This is a genomic window from Aeromonas sp. ASNIH7 (genome assembly GCF_002903485.1).
In the GTDB taxonomy this organism is placed as follows: domain Bacteria; phylum Pseudomonadota; class Gammaproteobacteria; order Enterobacterales; family Aeromonadaceae; genus Aeromonas; species Aeromonas caviae.
The window spans coordinates 137067-155757 of sequence record NZ_CP026226.1; the positions used below are offsets into that span (position 1 = coordinate 137067).

Genomic DNA, 18691 nt, shown 5'->3' on the forward strand with positions numbered 1-18691 from the left:
ATCAGGACTCCTTGGGACCACGGGGGTCAATGGCAAGACAAAGCAGATCGGTGAGGGTATTGAGCAGCACGAAGAGCACCGCCAGCACCAGCACGGTCCCCTGAACCATGGGGATGTCGCGCCAGAAGATGGCGTGCACCAGCGCATGGCCGATCCCGGGCCAGGCAAACAGGCTCTCGACCACCACGACCCCCTCGATGAGCAGCACCAGTTGCACGCTGGTGTAGGCGATGATGCTGACCCCGGTGTTGCGCAGACCGTGGCGCCAGAAAACCCGGGCCGGCGAAAGCCCCTTGGTGAGGGCAAATCGGTAATAACCGGACTGCACCACGGTGAGCACGCTTTCACGCACCACCCGGGAGAGCACGCCGGAGAGCCCCAATCCCAGGGTCAGGGCGGGCAGCAGCAGGTTGCTCCCCTCCCCGTGCCCTGCCGCACTGACCCAGCCCAGCTCCACCGAGAGCATCACCATGAGCACCAGGCCGAGCAAGAAGGGGGGCAACGCACGCATCAGCACGCTCCAGCCCAGGGTCAGGCGATCACACCATCCCCCCGGGCGCAGCGCACTCAGGCTGCCAAGCGGCAGCGCCACCACCAGCGCCAGCACCACGGAGGCGCTCGCGAGCGTCAGGGTGGCGCCCAGGTGATGACCCACGTCGGCGGCGACCGGTGCGCCCGTCACCAGGGAGCTGCCGAGATCCCCTTGCAGCAAGGCCCACAGCCAGTCGCCAAAACGGGCAAGGGCCGAGCCGGCCAGCCCCAGCTCGCTGCGCACCGCGTTGGCCGCCTCGGCGGTGACATAGTCATAGCCATAACGACCCGCCGCGATGCGAAAGGCGATGTCTCCGGGCAGGGACTGCACCATCAGAAAACAGAGTCCGGCCACCAGCAGGGCAACCACCAGCGCCTGCACCAGACGCTGACCCAGTATCCCCATGACGCGAGACAAGGGTGTCGCTGTCATCGTGCGCTCCATGTCAACTTGTCCAGGCCATAGCTGCGCTCCTGGGGATCGAGTTCAAACCCCTCCAGCCCCCGACTGACCGCCGCGCTCTGGCGGTACCAGGCGATGGGCAGGAGCGGCAACTCCTGTTGCAGTGTCGTGGCTATCTCCCGGCGAGCCGCAGCGGCGTTTGTGGGCGACAAGGCTTGCGTGGCAAGGCGGGTCAGTGTTTGCGTCATGGCCGGGGAGTGCCAGTTCATCACCCCCCAGTCCGCACCGGCAGGGGCCAAGTCCCCCAGCAACGTGACCAGGGGATCCGGTACCAGGGCATAATTGCGGGCGTAGAGACCAAGCTGGAGCGAGCCGTCCTGATGGCCCGCCGGGATCTCGCTCGAGTTGCCCACCGCCACCTTGAGATCCACCCCCACCGCCTTCCACTGCGCCTGCAGTGCCGTGGCGAGAAGCGGCAGCTCCGGACGGTCAGGGAAGGTACGCAGGGTCAGGGCGAAGCGCTCTTCCCCCTTGCGCAGCACACCGTCCTCCCCCGGCTGCCAGCCTGCCGCCGCGAAGGCCGCCCGGGCCGCCTTGACGTCATAGGCAAGCGGCGTCAACCCGAGCTGGTGCCACTCCCCCAGAGTGGGAGGAAAGAGCTGGGTTGCCGCCATCTCGGGATCCCGCAGCAGGGCGGCTGCCATACCACGACGATCGATGGCGAGACTCAGGGCACGGCGCACCACCGGATCGCTCAGACGGGGATCGGCGCCATTGAGCTTGAGCTGGATGGTCCGTGGCAGGGTGACCGAGGCGATGGAGACCCGTGACGCCTGCTGCAAGCGGCGGATGCTGACCGGATCCAGCCCCCAGGCGATGTCGGCCTGACCGCTCTCGGCCATCAGGGTGCGGCTCTCTGCACGCCCCACCGTCAGGTAGCTGACCTCCTCGATTGCGGGCCTGGCCCCCTGCCAGCCGTCGAAACGCACAGTCTCTATCCGCTGGGGTTGTTGCAGGCGGGTGATGCGGTAGGGGCCAGAGCCTATCACCTGAGTTACCTCCCCCTTGGCATCGTAGGCGGCCTTCGCCAGGATCTGGGTGCTGGGGTGGGCCAGCACGGCCGGCAGGGAGGCGAAGGGTTCGCTCAGGGTGACCTTCAAGACGCCATCTCCAGATCCGATGGACGCAATGGGAGCGCTGGTCATCACGCCGGGCTTGCGCCAGGCCTGTTGCAGGGCAAAAGCGGCATGCTCGGCGCTCACCTCGCTGCCATCGTGAAAACGGGCCCCGGGGCGCAATGTGAATCGCCACTGCAGACCGTCATCGCTACGCGACCACTCACTGGCAAGCCCGGGTTGCAGATTGCCTTTCCTATCGACATCTACCAGGGTCTCCACCACCTGCATGCGAGTAAAGAAGACCCCGTTGCTGGCGGGGTCGACACTGTGGATCTCCCAAGGCCCCACCATGGCAAGCGGTTTGCCGTCGGCTGCAGTCGTTCCTGCCATCAGAGCCAGGGCGAACCACCCGGCTGCGGTGCATTTTTTTGTCATCCTTTCCATCCAAGCTTCATGTTCATCAACCAAAGAGATGGCGTTATAACATAACAATTAATCAGGAAGAATGACTTTTGATTTTTGATAAATGGCTTATTTGAAAGACAAAAAGCGACTGCGATGCAGATCGTCAAACAACGGGGAGTCAAAGGGGAATAAAAAAGATGGCCCGTCAGGGCCATCATGATGGCGTCAGCGAGTCACCATCTGCTGCGCCCGCTTGACCTGATCCTCGGGGCTCTCATTACGCGGTGGAATGGTGATGCCCTTCTGGCAGGCGGGCCTGGCTTCCATGCGTGCCATCCAGGCCTGCAAATGCACCAACCCCTCGATGGAGATACCACTCCAGTCGTGGATGCGCACCCAGGGCCAGGTAGCGATGTCGGCGATGCTGTACTCGTCCGCCAGATACTCATGGTGTGCCAGATGACCGTCGAGCACCTCGAACAGGCGTCGCCCCTCCTTCTGGTAACGCTCGATGGCGGCCGGGATCTTCTCGGGGAAATAGCGATAGAAGACGTTGGCCTGCCCCATCATGGGACCGACGCCCCCCATCTGGAACATCAGCCACTGGATGGCCTGGGAGCGACGCTTGGGATCCTGCGGCAGCAACTTGCCGGTTTTTTCCGCCAGATAGATAAGGATGGCGCCGGACTCGAACACCGCGAAGTCACCATTGTCCCGATCGACGATGGCCGGGATGCGGCCATTGGGGTTGATGGCCAGGAACTCGGGCTTCTTCTGCTCCATGGTCGAGAAATCAAGGGGAATGACCTTGTAGGGCAGCCCCAGCTCTTCGAGGGCGATCGACACCTTGAACCCGTTGGGCGTGGCGGCAGTGTACAACTCTATCATCTTGGACTCCTTGAACGTTCAGGGGAAAGGATCAGGCCTGGGCGCTGGACCGGGCACTCACCCGGTCATGCCAGTCCTGCAAATGGGGCTGTTCGGGGGTGATGCGCAGGCCGACCACCTTGCCAAAATCAATGGTACAGAGGGCAAGAATGTCGGCGATGGTGAAGCGTTCCCCCGCAATATAGGGCACTTCGGCAAGACGGGCATCGAGCTTGTCAAACCAGATCTGAGCCTGTTGCTTGCACTCCTCCCCCCATTCGGGGAAGACCCGCTCCCGGTCTTTGTAAAAACCGGTGATATGACGAAACGCCATACCGATCGGCAACCAGAGGTTGAACTCGATGAAGCGACTCCACATCTCTATGGTGGCGCGCTCCAGCGCGGTGCAGCCAAACAGGTTCGGTTCGGGGTGAAGCTCTTCAAAATAGCGGCAGATGGCCAGGGTTTCACTCAGACAGGTTCCGTCATCGAGTTCCAGCACAGGAATGCGCCCGGCCGGGTTCTTGGTCAAAAAGGCGGGCGCCAGGTTTTCCCCCGCCCCCAGATCGACCTGTTGATATTCCATCTCGATCCCCTTCTCCGCCAGAAACATTCTGACCCGACGGGCATTGGGGGCTCGCCTCAGCTCATAAACCTTCATGTCACCTCCGTCGACGAACACACAGTGAGCCGCTGCGCAGGCCATAGCAAAGCGGCACAATGTCGGTCAGTTATGACAAATATTGTGCCGCTTGAACAGCCCGCATCGAGGGGGAGATGATTAGCTGCTCAGTACCCCTGGTTGGCGCTGGCGCAGCAAGATAAGACGGGAAAGCAGCGGGAAATAGGATTCAAACTTGCTTTGCAGCGCCAGGCTGCAGGCAGGATCCGCCAGTTCGGCCTCATCCAGCAGAATGCCGTTGGAGACAAAATAAAAATGCGGATCCCGGACATCCGGCCCCTGTGGAGCATGTTCATACTGTCGATGCACCAACAGGGGAAGCACCGGCAATCCCAGTGCACTGCCTCCTGCTGGCCAGAGCGGAACAGGCCAGGCAGCCCCCTCTTCTTCCAGCAGCAGGATCGCCGCTTCGTCCTTCGACGGTTGCCACTGCTGGGGCTGCGCCACCCGGACCTCGGTGACATAATCGCTCTCTTCGCTGGCGGCACGCAGTGCGGCCAACACACCCAGAGTCGTCGGCGACGACGGTTTCTGACTGACTAATGACAGATTCATGGCTCATATCCCTATGCTCACCACAGCCTGTTATCCGGCTGTCGCGATAAGACTAGTTGATTACAGGTCTTTATTGGAGCCGTCAGATCTGTCAGTCACCACCCTGACCGAATGAGGGCATAGCAGTTGCTATTCCCGAATATCTTGGTAAGATGTCGCGTCCTTTTATCCCCCGTTCTTTAACATCCAGTGGTGAACCTATGCATCCGATGCTGAATATCGCCGTGCGCGCTGCGCGCAACGCCGGTCAAGTAGTAGTAAAAGCCTTTTCTCAACCCGAGAACATCGAGGTTATCCAGAAAGGCAGCAATGACTTCGTGACCAACGTTGACCGTGACGCCGAAGCGGCCATCATTCACACCATCAAAAAATCTTACCCGGAACACAGCATCGTTGCTGAAGAGTCTGGCGAGATTGCCGGTACCAATCCGGACTACCAATGGATCATCGACCCACTGGATGGCACGACCAACCTGGTCAAAGGCATTCCGCACTTTGCCGTTTCCATCGCTCTGCGCGTCAAGGGCAAGACCGAACAAGCCGTTGTCTACGATCCCATCCGTGACGAGCTGTTCACTGCCACCCGCGGCAGCGGCGCCCAGCTGAACGGCTACCGCATCCGTGTCGGCAAGGCCAAAGAGCTCTCCGGCACCATCCTGGCCACCGGGTTCCCGTTCAAGCAGAAGCACCACATCGAACCCTACCTGAAGATGTTCCAGAGCATGTTCATCGAGTGTGCAGACATCCGTCGTGCTGGCTCCGCCTCGCTGGATCTCGCCTATGTGGCCGCTGGCCGCGTCGACGGTTTCTGGGAAATCGGCCTCAAGCCCTGGGACACCGCCGCCGGTGAGCTGCTGGCCAAAGAAGCCGGCGCCATCGTCACCGACTTCGTCGGTGGTCACAACTACGAAAACTCCGGCAACATCGTGGTGGCCAACCCCCGCGTGCTGAAAGAGATGCTCGGCAAGATCCGCGAAAACCTGCCGGAATCCCTGGCCAAGTAATCCCGGATACCCGCGAAAAAAATGCCAGTCGGTTCGCCGACTGGCATTTTTTATTCCTGACTACAGCGAAAATCCCGCCCCTCTCGATGACTCAGCGGGATCAGATAGTGCCGTTGCGTCCCATGTTGATCACCACCCGGCGGTTCTTAGCTCGGCCAGCGTCCGTTTCGTTGGAGGCCACGTGCTGTTTCTCACCGTGCCCTTCCACCGAGATCTTGCCCTCCTCGATGCCGAGATCCACAAACACCTGCTTGATGGCATCCGCCCGCTTCTCGGAGAGCTTCTGGTTTGGCCAGCGGCCGCCATAGCTGTCGCTGTAGGCGTCGATCACCACCACATCGATGCTCTTGTCTGCCTTCACATAGTCACCGATCATCGCCAGCCGCCGCTTGGAGGCCGGTGACAACTGATCGCTGTTCTTGTCATAGGAGAGCACGCTGAAGGCGATGTCGTTGAAGCTGTAGGGCAGCAAGCCACTCAGGCAGTCCATGAACGCCTGGTACTTGACCCTGAAATTGACCGACGAGAGCGATACCCGCACCGGCCTGTCCTGACGATACCAGTCGCGATACTGGAAAGTCGGCATACGCCCTCCTTCCAGCTCGTCCAGCATGGTCCAGGCGGTCTGCCCCGCCACCAGGCCGTCAAACTGCTGATAGAACTGCAACTGGCTGATCTGACGCCCGGCCACCCCGGGACGCCAGCTGGGGGGCATGATCCCGAGGCTCACTGTCTGGGTACGCGCCTGGGGTCGCTGCCCCTTGAGCTCGAAATCCAGATTGATCTTGCGCCCGGCCCGGCTGACAAAAGCCCCGGTTCCCCAGCGGGGAATAGGATGCTCCAACCTGCACTCCACCTGGGTATCAGAGGTCAGGCGCCAGACGGATTGATCCAGACCGGCGCCAAATTCGGTCACGCCCGCCTGCAACTGCATACTCACTGATATGCTGATCAACCCCAACACCCAAGCATTCAACGGCTTGTCCTCCACACTATCTCGAATTATCTATCGGCAGCGGCAGGACAAGCTTTAGGTCAAAACGCTCAGTGGGGGGAAGAAGGGGCCATCAGCTTGAAGCTGGCGATGCGTCCCGCCAGATCCCGGGCTAGGGCATCCAGTTCGGCACTGTGTTGTTGCAGGGTATGGGAGTGCTGGCGATGGGCCTCATACACGTCACGGATGGTCATCACGTTTTGCTGGATGTCGTCGGTCACGTAACGCTGCTCCTCGGTGGCGGTGGCCACCTGGGCCGTCATGTCGCTCACCTTGCGCACCTCGTTGACGATGTCGGTCAGCTCGCTCCCCGCCCGTTTGGCCTCCGTCACGCTAAGGCCGGCCTGTTCGGTGCCCGTGTGCATGGCAGCCACCGCCTCGTTGGCCCCCTGGCGCAAGCGGCCCAGCATCCGCTCTATGTCATCCGCCGCCTGCTGGGTACGGGAGGCAAGCGCTCTCACCTCGTCGGCCACCACCGCAAAGCCGCGCCCGGATTCACCAGCACGGGCCGCCTCGATGGCGGCATTGAGGGCCAGCAGGTTGGTTCTGTCCGAGATCTGCTTGATGAGGCTCAAGGCCTCCCCCACCGACTCGGTATCCCGATGCAGGCTGTCCACCAGGTGCCGGGTATCCACCAGAGTGCCCGCCACCTGCTGGATGGTGTGGATGGTCTGATCCACCTCCTTGTCACCCTGCTTCGCCCGGCCGATGGCCTGCTGAGTCGCCTGGGAGGTCTGGGTTGCGTTGCGGGCAATCTCCGCGACAGTCGATGCCATCTCGGTGGCGGCAGTCGCCACCAGATCCACCTGCCCGCATCCCCTGACTACGCCGGCATTCACCTCGGCAATGACCTCGGCCGAGCTGGCGGCGCTGCGTATCAGCACGTCACAGGAGTGGCGCACAGCCAGCAGCAAACTCTCCAGGTGCCCGAGGAAATGGTTCAGATCCCGCGCCAGAGCCCCCAGCTCATCCCCGGATCGCCAGTCGACCCGCACGGTCAGGTCATTCTCCTGCACTAGGCGCTTGAAGGTCTGGTGCAGGGCCATGAAGCCCAGATGCAGATCCCGCACCACCCGCCAGCAGACGAAGGTGGTCAGGACGATGCACAGCAACACGCCAGCCGCCCCCCACCAGAAGTCACTGGCACTCCCGCCCCGCATCTGTTCCACCCGCTCGAAGAGCTGCTGATAGAGGCTGTCTTCTATCTCCTTGAGCAGGCCTATCTTGTCGGTACTCAAAGCAAACCAGGCCTCCGCATCGACACCAAAACCGCCGCTGGCCGCCTTGTCCAGGGCCAGTTTCTCCATGGCGGCCACCTTGGCCACCACGGGTGAGGCGAAGCTGTCGTTCAGCAACTGACGCTGTGCTGGACTCGCCACCGCCTGGAAACGTTCGAGATAGGTGTTCTGGGCCGCCAGCAGGGAGATGAACTGCTGCAACAGCGCAGGCGTGAAGCTGTCACGGCCAAAGACGTTGCTGAGCGTCGCCCGCTCCAGCCCCGCACGCTCCTTGCTCTGCAGGAAGGCGGCGTAGGCATTGGTCTGCAGGGCGATGGTGGCATCCATGCTGTCGACGCTTATCTTGTCCACTACCGCCAGCAAGGCGGTCACGAGGCGGGTATAGAAGCCGACCTGTTCCGCCACCTCGACCCCCAGGGCGCTGACCCGCTCACGCATGGCGGTGAGTCCCGCCACTCCCTGCTGCACCTCGGTCAGCGCCAGCAAGGCAGGATCCTGATGAAAACGCTGCAACAGGCTGTCCACCACCTTGCGCTGGGCAGGCAGCGCATCGCGAAACTTGTTGCCGCCAGAGCCGAGGAAGCCGGCCGACATGCCGCGCTCCCGTTGCAGCTCATGGGCCAGCTGCGCCGCCTCCTTCACCACCGCCAGCGCGACCAGGGCGCCGCTCATCTCCTGTTCGACCCGATAACGTTCATAGACGTACCGGCCGGAGAAAAACAGCAGGGCCAACAGCGGCAGACAGACCACCAACATCATCTTGTGTGCCAATCCCAGCTTCTTCATCGTCCTCTCCCTCCATGGTTGACGTCGCCCATTATAAGCACAGGTGTTTCAAAATGGCCCTCTTGCCGTCCCATGGCGGCAGATAAGGGACAAGGGCACGCTTTTTTGCCATAATGCCGCCTCCTTTCACGCCGACCGAGATACCATGACCGACGCCGTTCACACCCTCAAGGGCCGTTTTCGCGGCTTTTACCCCGTCGTCATCGATGTTGAAACCGCCGGATTCAATGCCAAGACCGATGCCCTGCTGGAAATAGCCGCCCACACCCTCAAGATGGATGAGCAGGGCTGGCTCGTCCCTGACCAGATCTTCCATTTTCATGTCCAGCCCTTTGAGGGCGCCAATCTGGAGAAAGCGGCGCTGGAGTTCACCGGCATCGACCCCTTCAACCCGCTGCGGGGCGCGGTGGACGAGAAGGAAGCACTCACCGAGATCTTCAAGGGGGTGCGCAAGGGCATGAAGGAGCAGGATTGTGGTCGCGCCATCATAGTGGCCCACAACGCCACCTTCGACCACGGCTTCGTGATGGCCGCCGCCGAGCGGGCCGGCCTCAAGCGCAATCCGTTCCACCCCTTCGCCACCTTCGACACCGCCGCCCTCTCGGGCCTTGCCCTGGGGCAGACGGTGCTGGCCAAGGCCTGTCAGAGCGCCAATATCCCCTTTGACAACAAAGAGGCCCACTCGGCCCTCTACGACACCGAGCGCACCACAGAGCTCTTCTGCCACATCGTCAATCGCTGGAAGAGCCTGGGAGGCTGGCCTCTGGCCAACCCGGATGAAACGACGGACACCGAAGACGAGGGCTGAACACTCCCAGCCCCTGCCCAGACAGGCTGCCCATGGCAGCCTGTCTGCATGAGGGGACCTGTCTGGGCAAGGAAGAAGGGCCATTTTCCCGGTTCCCGTTCACCGCCAGCAGAAGATGCGTCCCTTGGCCGGGATCTGCCGATTTTTTTCTCGACATTTAGCCTGTTTTTCGCAAACTAGCTGGCTTTCACACGACTGACAGCAACACAATCCATAAGGAAATCAAATGAATCCTGTTGTTATCGCGGTGGCGCTGATGCTGGTGCTCAGCCTGCTGCGGATCAATGTGGTGGTCTCCCTCGCCATCGGTGCCATCGTGGGTGGCCTGCTCGGCGGACTCTCCCTCGAGCAGACCCTCAGCACCTTCACCGGCGGCCTGGGCGGCGGTGCAGAAATCGCCCTCTCCTACGCTATGCTGGGGGCTTTCGCGGTAGCCATCTCCCGCTCCGGCATCACCGATCTGCTGGCCCGCAAGGTCATCAACCAGCTCGGCAAGGATGCCAGCAGCGCCCGCATTCTCTGGGTCAAGAGCCTGCTGCTCACCTCGGTGCTCGCGGTCTCCATCTCCTCCCAGAACCTGATCCCGGTGCACATCGCCTTCATTCCCATCCTGATCCCGCCGCTGCTGCATGTCATGGCCCAGATGCAGATCGACCGCCGTCAGGTGGCCTGCGTCATCACCTTCGGCCTGACCGCTACCTACATGCTGCTGCCGGTGGGCTTTGGCGGCATCTTCCTGAACAACATCCTGGCCAAGAATCTCGTCGACAACGGCGTACCGGTGGAATTCAGCCAGTTGCCCCTGGCGATGGCCATCCCGGTATTTGGCATGTTCCTCGGCCTGCTCATCGCCGTCTTCTTCAGCTACCGCAAGCCGCGTCAGTATGATCTGGAGAAGATCCTGGCCGCCGAACCCGAGACGGTCGAGCTCAATCTCAACCACATCTGGGTCGCCCTGCTGGCCATCGCCGTGGCACTCGGTCTGCAACTGATGACCAACAGCATCGTGCTGGGGGCGCTCGCAGGCTTCATCATCTTCACCTGCGGCGGCGTCATCAAATTCCGCGAGAGCCAGGATGCCTTCACCCAGGGTGTGCGCATGATGTCCCTCATCGGCTTTATCATGATCTCGGCCGCAGGCTTCGCCGCCGTCATGAAGGAGACCCACGGGGTGGAGAGTCTGGTGCAGTCCGTCTCCACCATGATGGCCGGTCACAAGGGACTGGCGGCCTTGCTGATGCTGCTGGTGGGCCTGCTCATCACCATGGGGATCGGCTCCTCCTTCTCCACCGTGCCCATCATCGCCACCATCTATGTGCCCCTGTGCATCCACCTCGGCTTCTCGCCCATGGCGACCATCGCCCTGGTGGGCACCGCGGGCGCGCTGGGGGACGCGGGTTCCCCCGCCTCCGACTCGACGCTCGGCCCCACATCGGGCCTCAATGCCGACGGTCAGCACGACCACATCTGGGACAGCGTGGTGCCAACCTTCATCCACTACAACATCCCCCTGGTGATCTTCGGCTGGATTGCCGCCATGGTGCTCTGAGACCATCCCGAGCAGACAGACAAAAGGCGACCCCGGGGTCGCCTTTCTTGTCTTGCACATGCCTCAGATGGCCGGTTGCAGTCCCCGCCTGCCGGCCAGGGCACAGAGACAGGCCACCAGGGCCAACCCCATGCCGGCTGCTCCCACCCCGAGCCAGTGACCCTGTTGCCAGACCAGCATCCCCAGGCTGGAGCCGAGGGTTCCCCCCAGGAACATGCCGGTCATGAAGAGGGTATTGATGCGCCCCCTGGCCTCAGGTCTCAGACCATAGATGCGCTGCTGATGGGCGATGAGTGCGCTCTGCACTCCGAGATCCAGCAAGATGACCCCGCACGCCAGCCCGGCCAGAGAGAGCCACAGCTCGAAGCAGATCCAGGCAAGCACCACCAGCACGGCACCGGCCAATACCACTGGTCTGGCCCCCAACCGATCCGCCATCCGGCCTGCCAGAGGGGCCGCCACCACCCCAGCCACCCCGATGACGCCGAACAGACCCGCCATGTCGGCCCCCAACCCATAGGCAGGTTCGGCCAGGTAGAACGCCAGCACGGTCCAGAAGGCGCTGAAGGAGGCAAACAGCAAGGCCTGGGTCAGGGTCGCGCGGCGCAAGGCGGGCTCCTCGCGCCACAGACCGACCAGGGAGTGAAGCAGACGGCCATAACCGAGGGGAGAGCGCGGCAATCCGGACGGTATCATCCTGGCCATCAGCAGGGCCCCCGACAGGGCCAGGGGAATGGCCAGCCAGAACATGGCGCGCCAACTGCCATAGGCGGTGACCAGGCCGGCGACGGTGCGGCTGAGCAGTATCCCGGCCAGCAGGCCGCTCATCACGCTGCCGACCACGGCACCACGGCGGGCGGGATCTGCCAGGGTCGCCGCCACCGGAACTATCTGCTGGGCCGCCGTGGCCCCGATGCCGAGCAGAACGGATGCCAGCATCAAGGTGGTGGCACTCGTGGCCGTGGCCGCCAGCAGGGAAGCCAGCGCGATCAGTGCAAACTGCCCCGGAATGAGCCAGCGGCGCTCGACCACATCGCCAAGCGGCACCAGCAAAAGCAGACCCATGGCATAGCCGAGCTGGGTCAGCATGGCGATCAATGGCATGCCCGAGTGCCCGGGAAAGTCCTGTGCCATCACCGCCAGCATGGGCTGGTTGTAGTAGATGTTGGCAACTGCCAGGCCGCATGACAGGGCCATGGCGAAGAGCAGGGAGGGGCCGGGGGTTGCGGCCCCTCCGGCAGAAGGCGATGTACTCATGATCTTCTCCTCGTGTTAGAAGGGCTCCCGCCAGGATACGGGCCCCATGCGCACAGCCTACCCGGGGAGCGTCGCCACCAGTAGAGCGGTGGGGACCATAACAGTTATTCCGCTGGCGTATGCCCCACGCCGGGCAGGCCGGTCACGAATGCCAGAAAGGCGCTCGCCTTGGCACCAGGCTGGCGACCTGCCGGGAGCAGGGTCCAGAGCTCCTGCATGGGCAGTTGCCACTCGGGCAGCACCGCCACCACCTCGCCGCGGGCAAGCTCGGGAGCAAACATCCACTCCGAGGCGATACCGAGCCCCAGTCCTGCCAGCACGGCTGCGCGCATGCCTTCGGCCGCCGAGACCGTCAGCCTGCCTTCTCCGGAAACCACCTTCTCTTCGACGCCGCGGCGAAATCGCCACTGTTGCCCTACTCCGGGCCGTGGACTGTAAAGCACCAGATCATGCTGTTGCAGGGCCTGAGGGGTCTCAGGCTCTCCTTTGGCGGCCAGATAGGCCGGCGTCGCCAACACCCGCATGTCGCTTCGGGCGAGACAGCGAGCGACCAGCGACGAGTCGGCCTGTTTGCCGATCCGCAGAGCCACCTCGATGCCCGCCGAAATGAGATCCACATTGCCGTCATCCAGCAGGATCTCCAGATCCAGTCCCGGGTGAGCCGCCAGAAAACCGGCAAGATGGGGAATGATATGCAGGCGGGCGAAGGTGACGGGAGCGCTCACCCGCAGACGCCCGCTCAGGCCCGCCCGGCATTGCTGCACCATGGCATCGGCCTCGTGGACCTGGGCCAGGATCTCTCTCGCCCGCAGATAGTAGGCCTCTCCGGCCTCGGTGGGCGCCAGCCCCCGGGTCGAACGCAGCAACAGGCGGCTGCCAAGGTGCGCCTCAAGCTGGGCAATCAATCTGGAAACCGTGGGTTGCCCCATCCCCAGTCGGCGGGACACCGCCGAAAACGAGCCGGTCTCCACCGCCAGCACGAACACCTCCATCACCCCCAAGCGATCCATTTATGGCTCCTCTGCCCTGTGGCACTGTTCGTGGCACAAGGTAGCACCGGGCATGCCCTCTCGCACCCTCGTTCTGGCAGGAGGCACAATAAAGCCACGTCATGGGCGGTCCTGCCATGGGAGAAAGGTGTCGGGATGAAATATCAACCAGGAACAATCGAACAGAGGGACTCGAAGACAAGGCTACAGGAGCTCGATTGCCCCAAGGCTAGCCCAGTGCCACTTCCTGAATGGCGGCGCTGTGGGCGAAATAGCGGTGACAGAACTGCATGAACTCCGGCAGCGGCAAGGGACGCGAGTAGAAATAACCCTGGATCTCATCCACCCCTATGGTGAGCACCGCCTTGAGCTCATCGCTGTTTTCCACCCCTTCTGCCACGACACGCACCCCCAACTGATGAGAGAGGGTGGTGATGGTCTCGACGAAGAGCGCCTGCCGGGTGTCACTGTCGATCGCGGTGATAAAGGATCTGTCTATCTTGAGCTTGTCGAAATAGAGTTCACGCAGGTAAGAGAACGAGGACCAGCCGGTCCCGAAGTCATCGAGGGCCACCCGCACCCCAATCTGGCGCAGGGAGTGAATGATCTGCTTGCTCAGGGCGATGTCATCAAGGGCGATGGTTTCGGTCAGCTCCACTATCAACTGGTGCAGCCCCAACGGTCCATCTTCCATCTTCTCTTCAATCTCCCTGGCCAACCCCATGTTGAACATGGAGTTGGAGAGGTTGATGGAGATCTCGAGCGGTTCTAGTACCTCCTTCGGGAAGCCGGACAGGTCGATCTGCATGCGCCGGATGATCCAGCCCCCCAGCGCCTCACCCAACCCGTTCTCTTCTGCCAGCGAGATGATGTCGAGGGGGGCAATAAAGCCATATTCCGGATGATGCCAGCGGATCAGCGCCTCCGCCCCCAGCCTCACTACACTCTGGCCGCGCACGATGGGCTGATAGTAAAGGGCCAGTTGCGGGCATTGCGGGCAGTGGATAAGCTCCCGCAGCTCGGTCGACAGCCGGCGTTTGCGCTGATAGTGCTGATACATGCTGCTGGAGAAGAGCACATTGCGATTCAGCCGTTTGCGCTTGGCGCTGTCGAGGGCGATATCGGCAAACAACAGCATCTCTTCCGGTGAATGATCCGGTTTCACGTACTGGCTGGTGCCCATGAAGACCCGCACCCGGTGCGCCGGATCGGCAGCAAACACCAGATCCGCCAGCTCGCTGCGCAGTTGCTCCAGAAACGGGAAGCGCAGATAGGTGGGCATGGTGCCGGTGATGATGAGGGTGAACTCGTCACTGCCGGTACGGGCAACGAAGATCCCCTGGCCAGAGGCGGCCTTGATCCGCGCCGCAAGCCGTTTGAGCAAGGCGTCCCCCACTTCGTAACCCAGACTGTCATTGACCTCCCTGAAATGCCCCAGATCCATGAGGCAGACGGTGATGCTGCTGCGCCGACCGGGATGGCTGGTCCACTGCTGGAGGTGCTTGATGAGCGCCGCCCGGTTAGGGAGACGGGTGAGAGGGTCGTTCCACGCCAGAAAATGCTGGCGACGCACTTCGCGAAACAGCACCATCAACATCACCATGGTCGCCAACATCAGAAATCCCAGGATGAAGAAGTTCTGGGTTTTCGACTCGTTGAGCAGCTCGCGCTGGGCGATGGCAGAAGGCCCGGTGAAGTTTTTCACCATCACGTCCCGCACCCCGCGCATCTCGTCATCGAGCGCGGCCGTGAACATCTTGAGTGCAGGGGAATTCGGCTCCCCTTGCACCACATCCTGCTCATAGCGTTCGAAGAGAGCGAGGATCTTGCCGACCGCCTTGTCCGCACCGAATCGGGCCCTGACCGACTTTGCCTCCTCCCCGTGCAGGAAGACATCGAGCCGGTTCCAGGCAATGTCAAAGCGCTTGTTCATCTCCTCCCGGCTGGCGGCACCGGCACGATAGAGCTGCAAGCCCTCCTCGAAGGCGTGGATCTCCAGCTCGAGCTGGGCCAGTGCCCAGGCGGAGAGCTGGGTGTAGCGCGTCACCGCATTGAACGCGCGGTCATAGTTCCAGACCGACCAGAGGGTCACCCCCAAAAAGGTGGTCACCATCAGGATCAGGCTCAAGAACTTGCCGCGCAGCATCTTATTTGCTCTCCAGCGCCGTCAGCTGCCACACCATCCGGCTGTGATAGAGCTCCTTGTTGAGTTCGGGATGGTCGGTGAGGGGATAAATGACCCAGAGCGGCCCCTTGTTGCGCAGGGTCAGAGCCTTGCCATCCTGCTTCTCGGCCACCAGCACCGGGTACTTCTCCCCGTCTTCCAGCGGCAGTGCGGCCCAGTATTCATTGACCGCGAGGGCCTTGACCTCCTGGCTCTTGAGACCGTAGATCCTGACCAGGTCCCGCAGCAACACCCCGCGATAGAGGTGCTCCCCCTCGGTCCAGGGCGTCCCCGTCTTAACTTCCGTCTGCGGCAAGGCCTCAAACTCGGTACGGGTCAGCACCACCTCCCCCTTGCCATTGCAGCACCCCGCCCCCGCAATTCTGAAGAAGGGCTCCTCCGCCAACACCATACCCGACACGAGCCATCCAGATATCAGCAACACCTTGCCAAGCCACTTGCCCATCACGCACCTCCCTGTCATACGGTTTATTTATTCATCTCACTCTGCTGACTCATATGCAAACAACAGAATGCACCTTCAGACCAAAGTCGCAGTCGTTTGCAACCAGCAACTATCTCTGCGCCTTCCAAAAGTACCCAATCGCTTCCCAAAGAATGACACCAGGCGCCACCCCCAGGCAAATGGATTGCACCATTTTTCTTTCACTGGCTCCTCATCAAACCGGGTGCCCGCCACGGCCGGAGAAAGGTGACAGTCTTCGCTACGCATCTGAAAAACAGACACAAAAAAGGCCGCTCCATGGAGCGGCCTTCTCATCAGTGCAGTCAGGGTTTAGCTGTCGCGGCGCTTGTTGCCACCGAATTTGCGACCCTTGTCGAAACCGCCTTCACGGCGATCCTTGTTGAAGGGACGGTCACCCTGGGGACGGCGATCCTTGTTGAAAGGACGGTCGCCACGGAACGGACGATCACCACGGGGCGGACGGGGAGCAGTGTTGCCGCCGGCCGGCACTTCGGTGTAACGGGTGATCTGCAGCGGACGCTGACAGACACGGGCCTTCTTGATCACTTCCAGCACCTCGGCGCTCATGCCCTTGGGCAGATCGACGGTGGAGAAGTCATCGGCGATGTCGATGTTGCCGATGAAGCGGCTCTCGATGTTCGCTTCGTTGGCGATGGCACCCACGATCTGGCCCGGCTTGACGCCGTGATGGGCGCCCACGTCGACACGGTAACGCTCCATCTCCACGTCCGGGTTGTCTTTCAGCGGACGCGGTTCGAGGGACGGCATGCGACGGGCCGGACGATCGCCACGGTCACCGAAGTCACGACCGCCACGATCGTTGAACTCACGACGCTCGAAGCCACCGCGATCGTTGCCAGCGTTGAACACCGGATCCGGAATGGAGTCATCCAGCAGCAGCGGTTGGTCGCCCTGTACCAGCTTGGCCAGTGCAGCAGCCAGCTCCAGCGGATCGGCAGAATCTTCTTCGATCAGCTCGTTCACCAGGTTGTGGTAGATCTCGAGCTCTTCACCCATCATGGTTTCGCGGATGCGCTCCTTGAACTTGGCCAGACGGTGCTGGTTGATGTCCTCGGTGCTCGGCATCTTCATCGGTTCGATGGCCTGACGGGTAGCGTGCTCGATGGCACGCAGCATGCGACGCTCGCGCGGCGCCACGAACAGGATGGCTTCACCCTTGCGACCGGCACGGCCGGTACGGCCGATACGGTGAACATAGGATTCGGTGTCGTAGGGAATGTCGTAGTTCACTACGTGGGTGATGCGCTCAACGTCCAGACCGCGGGCGACCACGTCGGTGGCGATCAGAATGTCCAGCTGGCCTTGACGCAGCTTGTCAACGGTACGCTCACGCAGCTTCTGCGGGATGTCACCGTGCAGCGCTTCACAGGCGTGACCACGGGCAGCCAGCTTGCCTGCCAGCTCTTCGGCGGCGTTCTTGGTACGCACGAACACCAGCAGGGCTTCGTAGGATTCCACTTCCAGCAGACGGGTCATGGCGTCCAGCTTGTGCAGACCGGTCACCTGCCAGTAACGCTGACGAATGGTGGTGGCGGTCGCGGTCTTGGAGGCGATCTTGATCTCTTTGGGCTGCTTCAGGTGCTTCTGGGCAACACGACGGATCTGCTCCGGCATGGTGGCAGAGAACAGGGCAACCTGACGACCGGCCGGGCACTGATCCATGATCCAGTCCACGTCGTCGATGAAGCCCATGCGCAGCATTTCATCCGCTTCGTCCAGCACCAGGGCTTTCAGACCGGAGAGGTCCAGGTTCTTGCGACGGATCAGGTCCATCACGCGGCCCGGGGTACCCACGACAACCTGAGCACCACGGCGCAGAGCGCGGGTCTGGGTTTCGTAGGAAGCGCCGCCGTAGATGGGCAGCACGTGGAAATCGGGCATGTGGTGGGCATAGCGTTGGCACGCCTCTGCCACCTGCAGGGCCAGCTCGCGGGTCGGGGCCAGCACCAGGATCTGAGTGTTGCGGTTACCAGCTTCCAGACGAGACAACAGAGGCAAGGCAAAAGCAGCGGTCTTCCCTGTACCGGTTTGTGCCTGCCCCAGCAGATCGTGTCCCGCCATCAGGTGGGGAATTGCTGCGGCCTGGATGGGAGACGGGCGCTCATAGCCCACGTCCTGCAGCGCTTTCAATACGGGCGCGGCCAGTCCAAGCTCACTAAAAAGGGGCAGTTGTTCGGTATCAGACATAGATTCTTCCAGATTAAGGCAGGCGGCTAACACCGCGGAATAGCAAAAAGGCGGCGATTATAGCGCCACTTTGTTCTGCTGTCTTGAAAAATGTGATAGGTGTCTCAAGACGTTGGCAATTATAGAGGGATCTCGTGACTATGGCTTGCTTATTTTTCACTCATGATGCGTTATTGCGGATCACGCTTCGCCAGAGTCCTTGTCCCGCTTGTGCTTGAGCACCGCCATGGTCAATCGGCTGGTGCACAATAAACGACCACGTTCATCGCGAATCTCGATCTGCCACACCTGAGTCGTCGCCCCCAGATGCAGCGGCGCGCAGCGCCCCGTCACCACCCCTTCCCGCTTGGCCCGTAGGTGGTTGGCATTGACCTCCAGCCCCACGCAGTAGCTCTCCGCTCCCACCGCCATGTTGGCCGCAAGCGATCCCAGCGTTTCCGCCAGCACCACGGAGGCGCCGCCGTGCAGCATCCCGAGCGGCTGATGGGTACGGTGATCCACCGGCATGGTGGCCTCCAGCCAGTCGGGGCCAAAGGCGCTGTAGACGATGTCGAGGTGGGCCATCAGGGTGTTGCGGGAGCTGGCGTTGAGCCCCTCCAGGCTCATGGGTTTGCGCCAGATGGGGCTGCTTTCTTGACTCATGGTG

16 protein-coding genes are annotated in these 18691 nt (G+C 61.9%); 3 read left to right on the top strand and 13 right to left on the bottom strand.

The window, feature by feature from the left end; all coding sequences use genetic code 11:
• Position 1: 1 nt before the first annotated feature.
• From C2U47_RS00610 to C2U47_RS00630, 5 genes are all read right to left on the bottom strand, one after another.
• Complete coding sequence (locus tag C2U47_RS00610; protein WP_029314710.1) at positions 2 to 964, bottom strand: ABC transporter permease; 963 nt, start codon at positions 962 to 964, stop codon at positions 2 to 4.
• A complete protein-coding gene (locus C2U47_RS00615) occupies positions 961 to 2487 on the bottom strand; it encodes an ABC transporter substrate-binding protein (protein WP_010675091.1) in 1527 nt (508 codons plus the stop codon). The genes C2U47_RS00610 and C2U47_RS00615 overlap by 4 nt, the downstream gene beginning before the upstream one ends.
• Before the next feature lie 195 nt (positions 2488 to 2682).
• Positions 2683 to 3345 carry a glutathione S-transferase family protein gene (locus tag C2U47_RS00620; RefSeq protein ID WP_010675092.1) on the bottom strand — a complete coding sequence of 221 codons (663 nt, stop codon included), beginning with the start codon at positions 3343 to 3345 and terminating at the stop codon, positions 2683 to 2685.
• 31 nt (positions 3346 to 3376) lie between these two features.
• Entirely contained in the window at positions 3377 to 3985 is a 609-nt protein-coding gene (locus C2U47_RS00625) for a glutathione S-transferase family protein (RefSeq protein WP_010675093.1), read from the bottom strand.
• A gap of 120 nt (positions 3986 to 4105) precedes the next feature.
• Complete coding sequence (locus tag C2U47_RS00630) at positions 4106 to 4561, bottom strand: hypothetical protein (protein ID WP_029314712.1); 456 nt, start codon at positions 4559 to 4561, stop codon at positions 4106 to 4108.
• 200 nt (positions 4562 to 4761) lie between these two features.
• On the opposite strand from C2U47_RS00630, the gene suhB reads away from it, so the two are divergent.
• Positions 4762 to 5565 carry an inositol-1-monophosphatase gene (gene suhB / locus C2U47_RS00635; protein ID WP_010675095.1) on the top strand — a complete coding sequence of 268 codons (804 nt, stop codon included), beginning with the start codon at positions 4762 to 4764 and terminating at the stop codon, positions 5563 to 5565.
• Between the two features lie 100 nt (positions 5566 to 5665).
• Here the strand turns inward: suhB and C2U47_RS00640 are convergent, their stop codons facing one another.
• Both C2U47_RS00640 and C2U47_RS00645 read right to left on the bottom strand, forming a co-directional pair.
• On the bottom strand, positions 5666 to 6541 hold the full coding sequence (locus tag C2U47_RS00640) for a flagellar protein MotY (RefSeq protein WP_174217494.1): 876 nt from the start codon (positions 6539 to 6541) through the stop codon (positions 5666 to 5668).
• Positions 6542 to 6609: 68 nt separating this feature from the next.
• Positions 6610 to 8583 (bottom strand): methyl-accepting chemotaxis protein, encoded by a 1974-nt coding sequence (locus tag C2U47_RS00645; protein ID WP_010675097.1) that lies wholly within the window; start codon positions 8581 to 8583, stop codon positions 6610 to 6612.
• Positions 8584 to 8728: 145 nt separating this feature from the next.
• On the opposite strand from C2U47_RS00645, the gene rnt reads away from it, so the two are divergent.
• Positions 8729 to 9391 (top strand): ribonuclease T, encoded by a 663-nt coding sequence (gene rnt / locus C2U47_RS00650; RefSeq protein WP_010675098.1) that lies wholly within the window; start codon positions 8729 to 8731, stop codon positions 9389 to 9391.
• 226 nt (positions 9392 to 9617) lie between these two features.
• Positions 9618 to 10940 carry a Na+/H+ antiporter family protein gene (locus tag C2U47_RS00655; RefSeq protein WP_010675099.1) on the top strand — a complete coding sequence of 441 codons (1323 nt, stop codon included), beginning with the start codon at positions 9618 to 9620 and terminating at the stop codon, positions 10938 to 10940.
• A 63-nt stretch (positions 10941 to 11003) separates the two neighbouring features.
• On the opposite strand, the gene C2U47_RS00660 is transcribed toward C2U47_RS00655, so the two are convergent.
• The 6 genes from C2U47_RS00660 to C2U47_RS00685 form a co-directional block, all read right to left on the bottom strand.
• On the bottom strand, positions 11004 to 12197 hold the full coding sequence (locus C2U47_RS00660; RefSeq protein WP_010675100.1) for an MFS transporter: 1194 nt from the start codon (positions 12195 to 12197) through the stop codon (positions 11004 to 11006).
• A 104-nt stretch (positions 12198 to 12301) separates the two neighbouring features.
• Positions 12302 to 13207, bottom strand: a complete 906-nt coding sequence (locus tag C2U47_RS00665; RefSeq protein ID WP_010675101.1) for a LysR family transcriptional regulator — start codon at positions 13205 to 13207, stop codon at positions 12302 to 12304.
• A gap of 208 nt (positions 13208 to 13415) precedes the next feature.
• Positions 13416 to 15332: a putative bifunctional diguanylate cyclase/phosphodiesterase gene (locus tag C2U47_RS00670; RefSeq protein WP_010675102.1), complete on the bottom strand. Its 1917-nt coding sequence runs from the start codon at positions 15330 to 15332 to the stop codon at positions 13416 to 13418.
• A 1-nt stretch (position 15333) separates the two neighbouring features.
• On the bottom strand, positions 15334 to 15816 hold the full coding sequence (locus C2U47_RS00675) for a molybdopterin-binding oxidoreductase (RefSeq protein WP_010675103.1): 483 nt from the start codon (positions 15814 to 15816) through the stop codon (positions 15334 to 15336).
• A 330-nt stretch (positions 15817 to 16146) separates the two neighbouring features.
• Positions 16147 to 18045 (bottom strand): DEAD/DEAH box helicase, encoded by a 1899-nt coding sequence (locus C2U47_RS00680; protein ID WP_029314717.1) that lies wholly within the window; start codon positions 18043 to 18045, stop codon positions 16147 to 16149.
• Positions 18046 to 18225: 180 nt separating this feature from the next.
• On the bottom strand, positions 18226 to 18687 hold the full coding sequence (locus C2U47_RS00685; RefSeq protein WP_010675105.1) for a hotdog fold thioesterase: 462 nt from the start codon (positions 18685 to 18687) through the stop codon (positions 18226 to 18228).
• Positions 18688 to 18691 lie beyond the last annotated feature (4 nt).

Excerpts from the sequence above, each read along its gene's own strand:
- C2U47_RS00645 (WP_010675097.1), bottom strand. The coding sequence starts at position 8,583 with ATGAAGAAGCTGGGATTGGCACACAAGATGATGTTGGTGGTCTGTCTG.
- C2U47_RS00665 (WP_010675101.1), bottom strand. The coding sequence starts at position 13,207 with ATGGATCGCTTGGGGGTGATGGAGGTGTTCGTGCTGGCGGTGGAGACC.
- C2U47_RS00630 (WP_029314712.1), bottom strand. The coding sequence starts at position 4,561 with ATGAATCTGTCATTAGTCAGTCAGAAACCGTCGTCGCCGACGACTCTG.
- suhB (WP_010675095.1), top strand. The coding sequence starts at position 4,762 with ATGCATCCGATGCTGAATATCGCCGTGCGCGCTGCGCGCAACGCCGGT.
- C2U47_RS00670 (WP_010675102.1), bottom strand. The coding sequence starts at position 15,332 with ATGCTGCGCGGCAAGTTCTTGAGCCTGATCCTGATGGTGACCACCTTT.
- C2U47_RS00655 (WP_010675099.1), top strand. The coding sequence starts at position 9,618 with ATGAATCCTGTTGTTATCGCGGTGGCGCTGATGCTGGTGCTCAGCCTG.
- C2U47_RS00610 (WP_029314710.1), bottom strand. The coding sequence starts at position 964 with ATGACAGCGACACCCTTGTCTCGCGTCATGGGGATACTGGGTCAGCGT.
- rnt (WP_010675098.1), top strand. The coding sequence starts at position 8,729 with ATGACCGACGCCGTTCACACCCTCAAGGGCCGTTTTCGCGGCTTTTAC.
- C2U47_RS00620 (WP_010675092.1), bottom strand. The coding sequence starts at position 3,345 with ATGATAGAGTTGTACACTGCCGCCACGCCCAACGGGTTCAAGGTGTCG.
- C2U47_RS00680 (WP_029314717.1), bottom strand. The coding sequence starts at position 18,045 with ATGTCTGATACCGAACAACTGCCCCTTTTTAGTGAGCTTGGACTGGCC.
- C2U47_RS00675 (WP_010675103.1), bottom strand. The coding sequence starts at position 15,816 with ATGGGCAAGTGGCTTGGCAAGGTGTTGCTGATATCTGGATGGCTCGTG.
- C2U47_RS00685 (WP_010675105.1), bottom strand. The coding sequence starts at position 18,687 with ATGAGTCAAGAAAGCAGCCCCATCTGGCGCAAACCCATGAGCCTGGAG.
- C2U47_RS00625 (WP_010675093.1), bottom strand. The coding sequence starts at position 3,985 with ATGAAGGTTTATGAGCTGAGGCGAGCCCCCAATGCCCGTCGGGTCAGA.
- C2U47_RS00660 (WP_010675100.1), bottom strand. The coding sequence starts at position 12,197 with ATGAGTACATCGCCTTCTGCCGGAGGGGCCGCAACCCCCGGCCCCTCC.
- C2U47_RS00615 (WP_010675091.1), bottom strand. The coding sequence starts at position 2,487 with ATGACAAAAAAATGCACCGCAGCCGGGTGGTTCGCCCTGGCTCTGATG.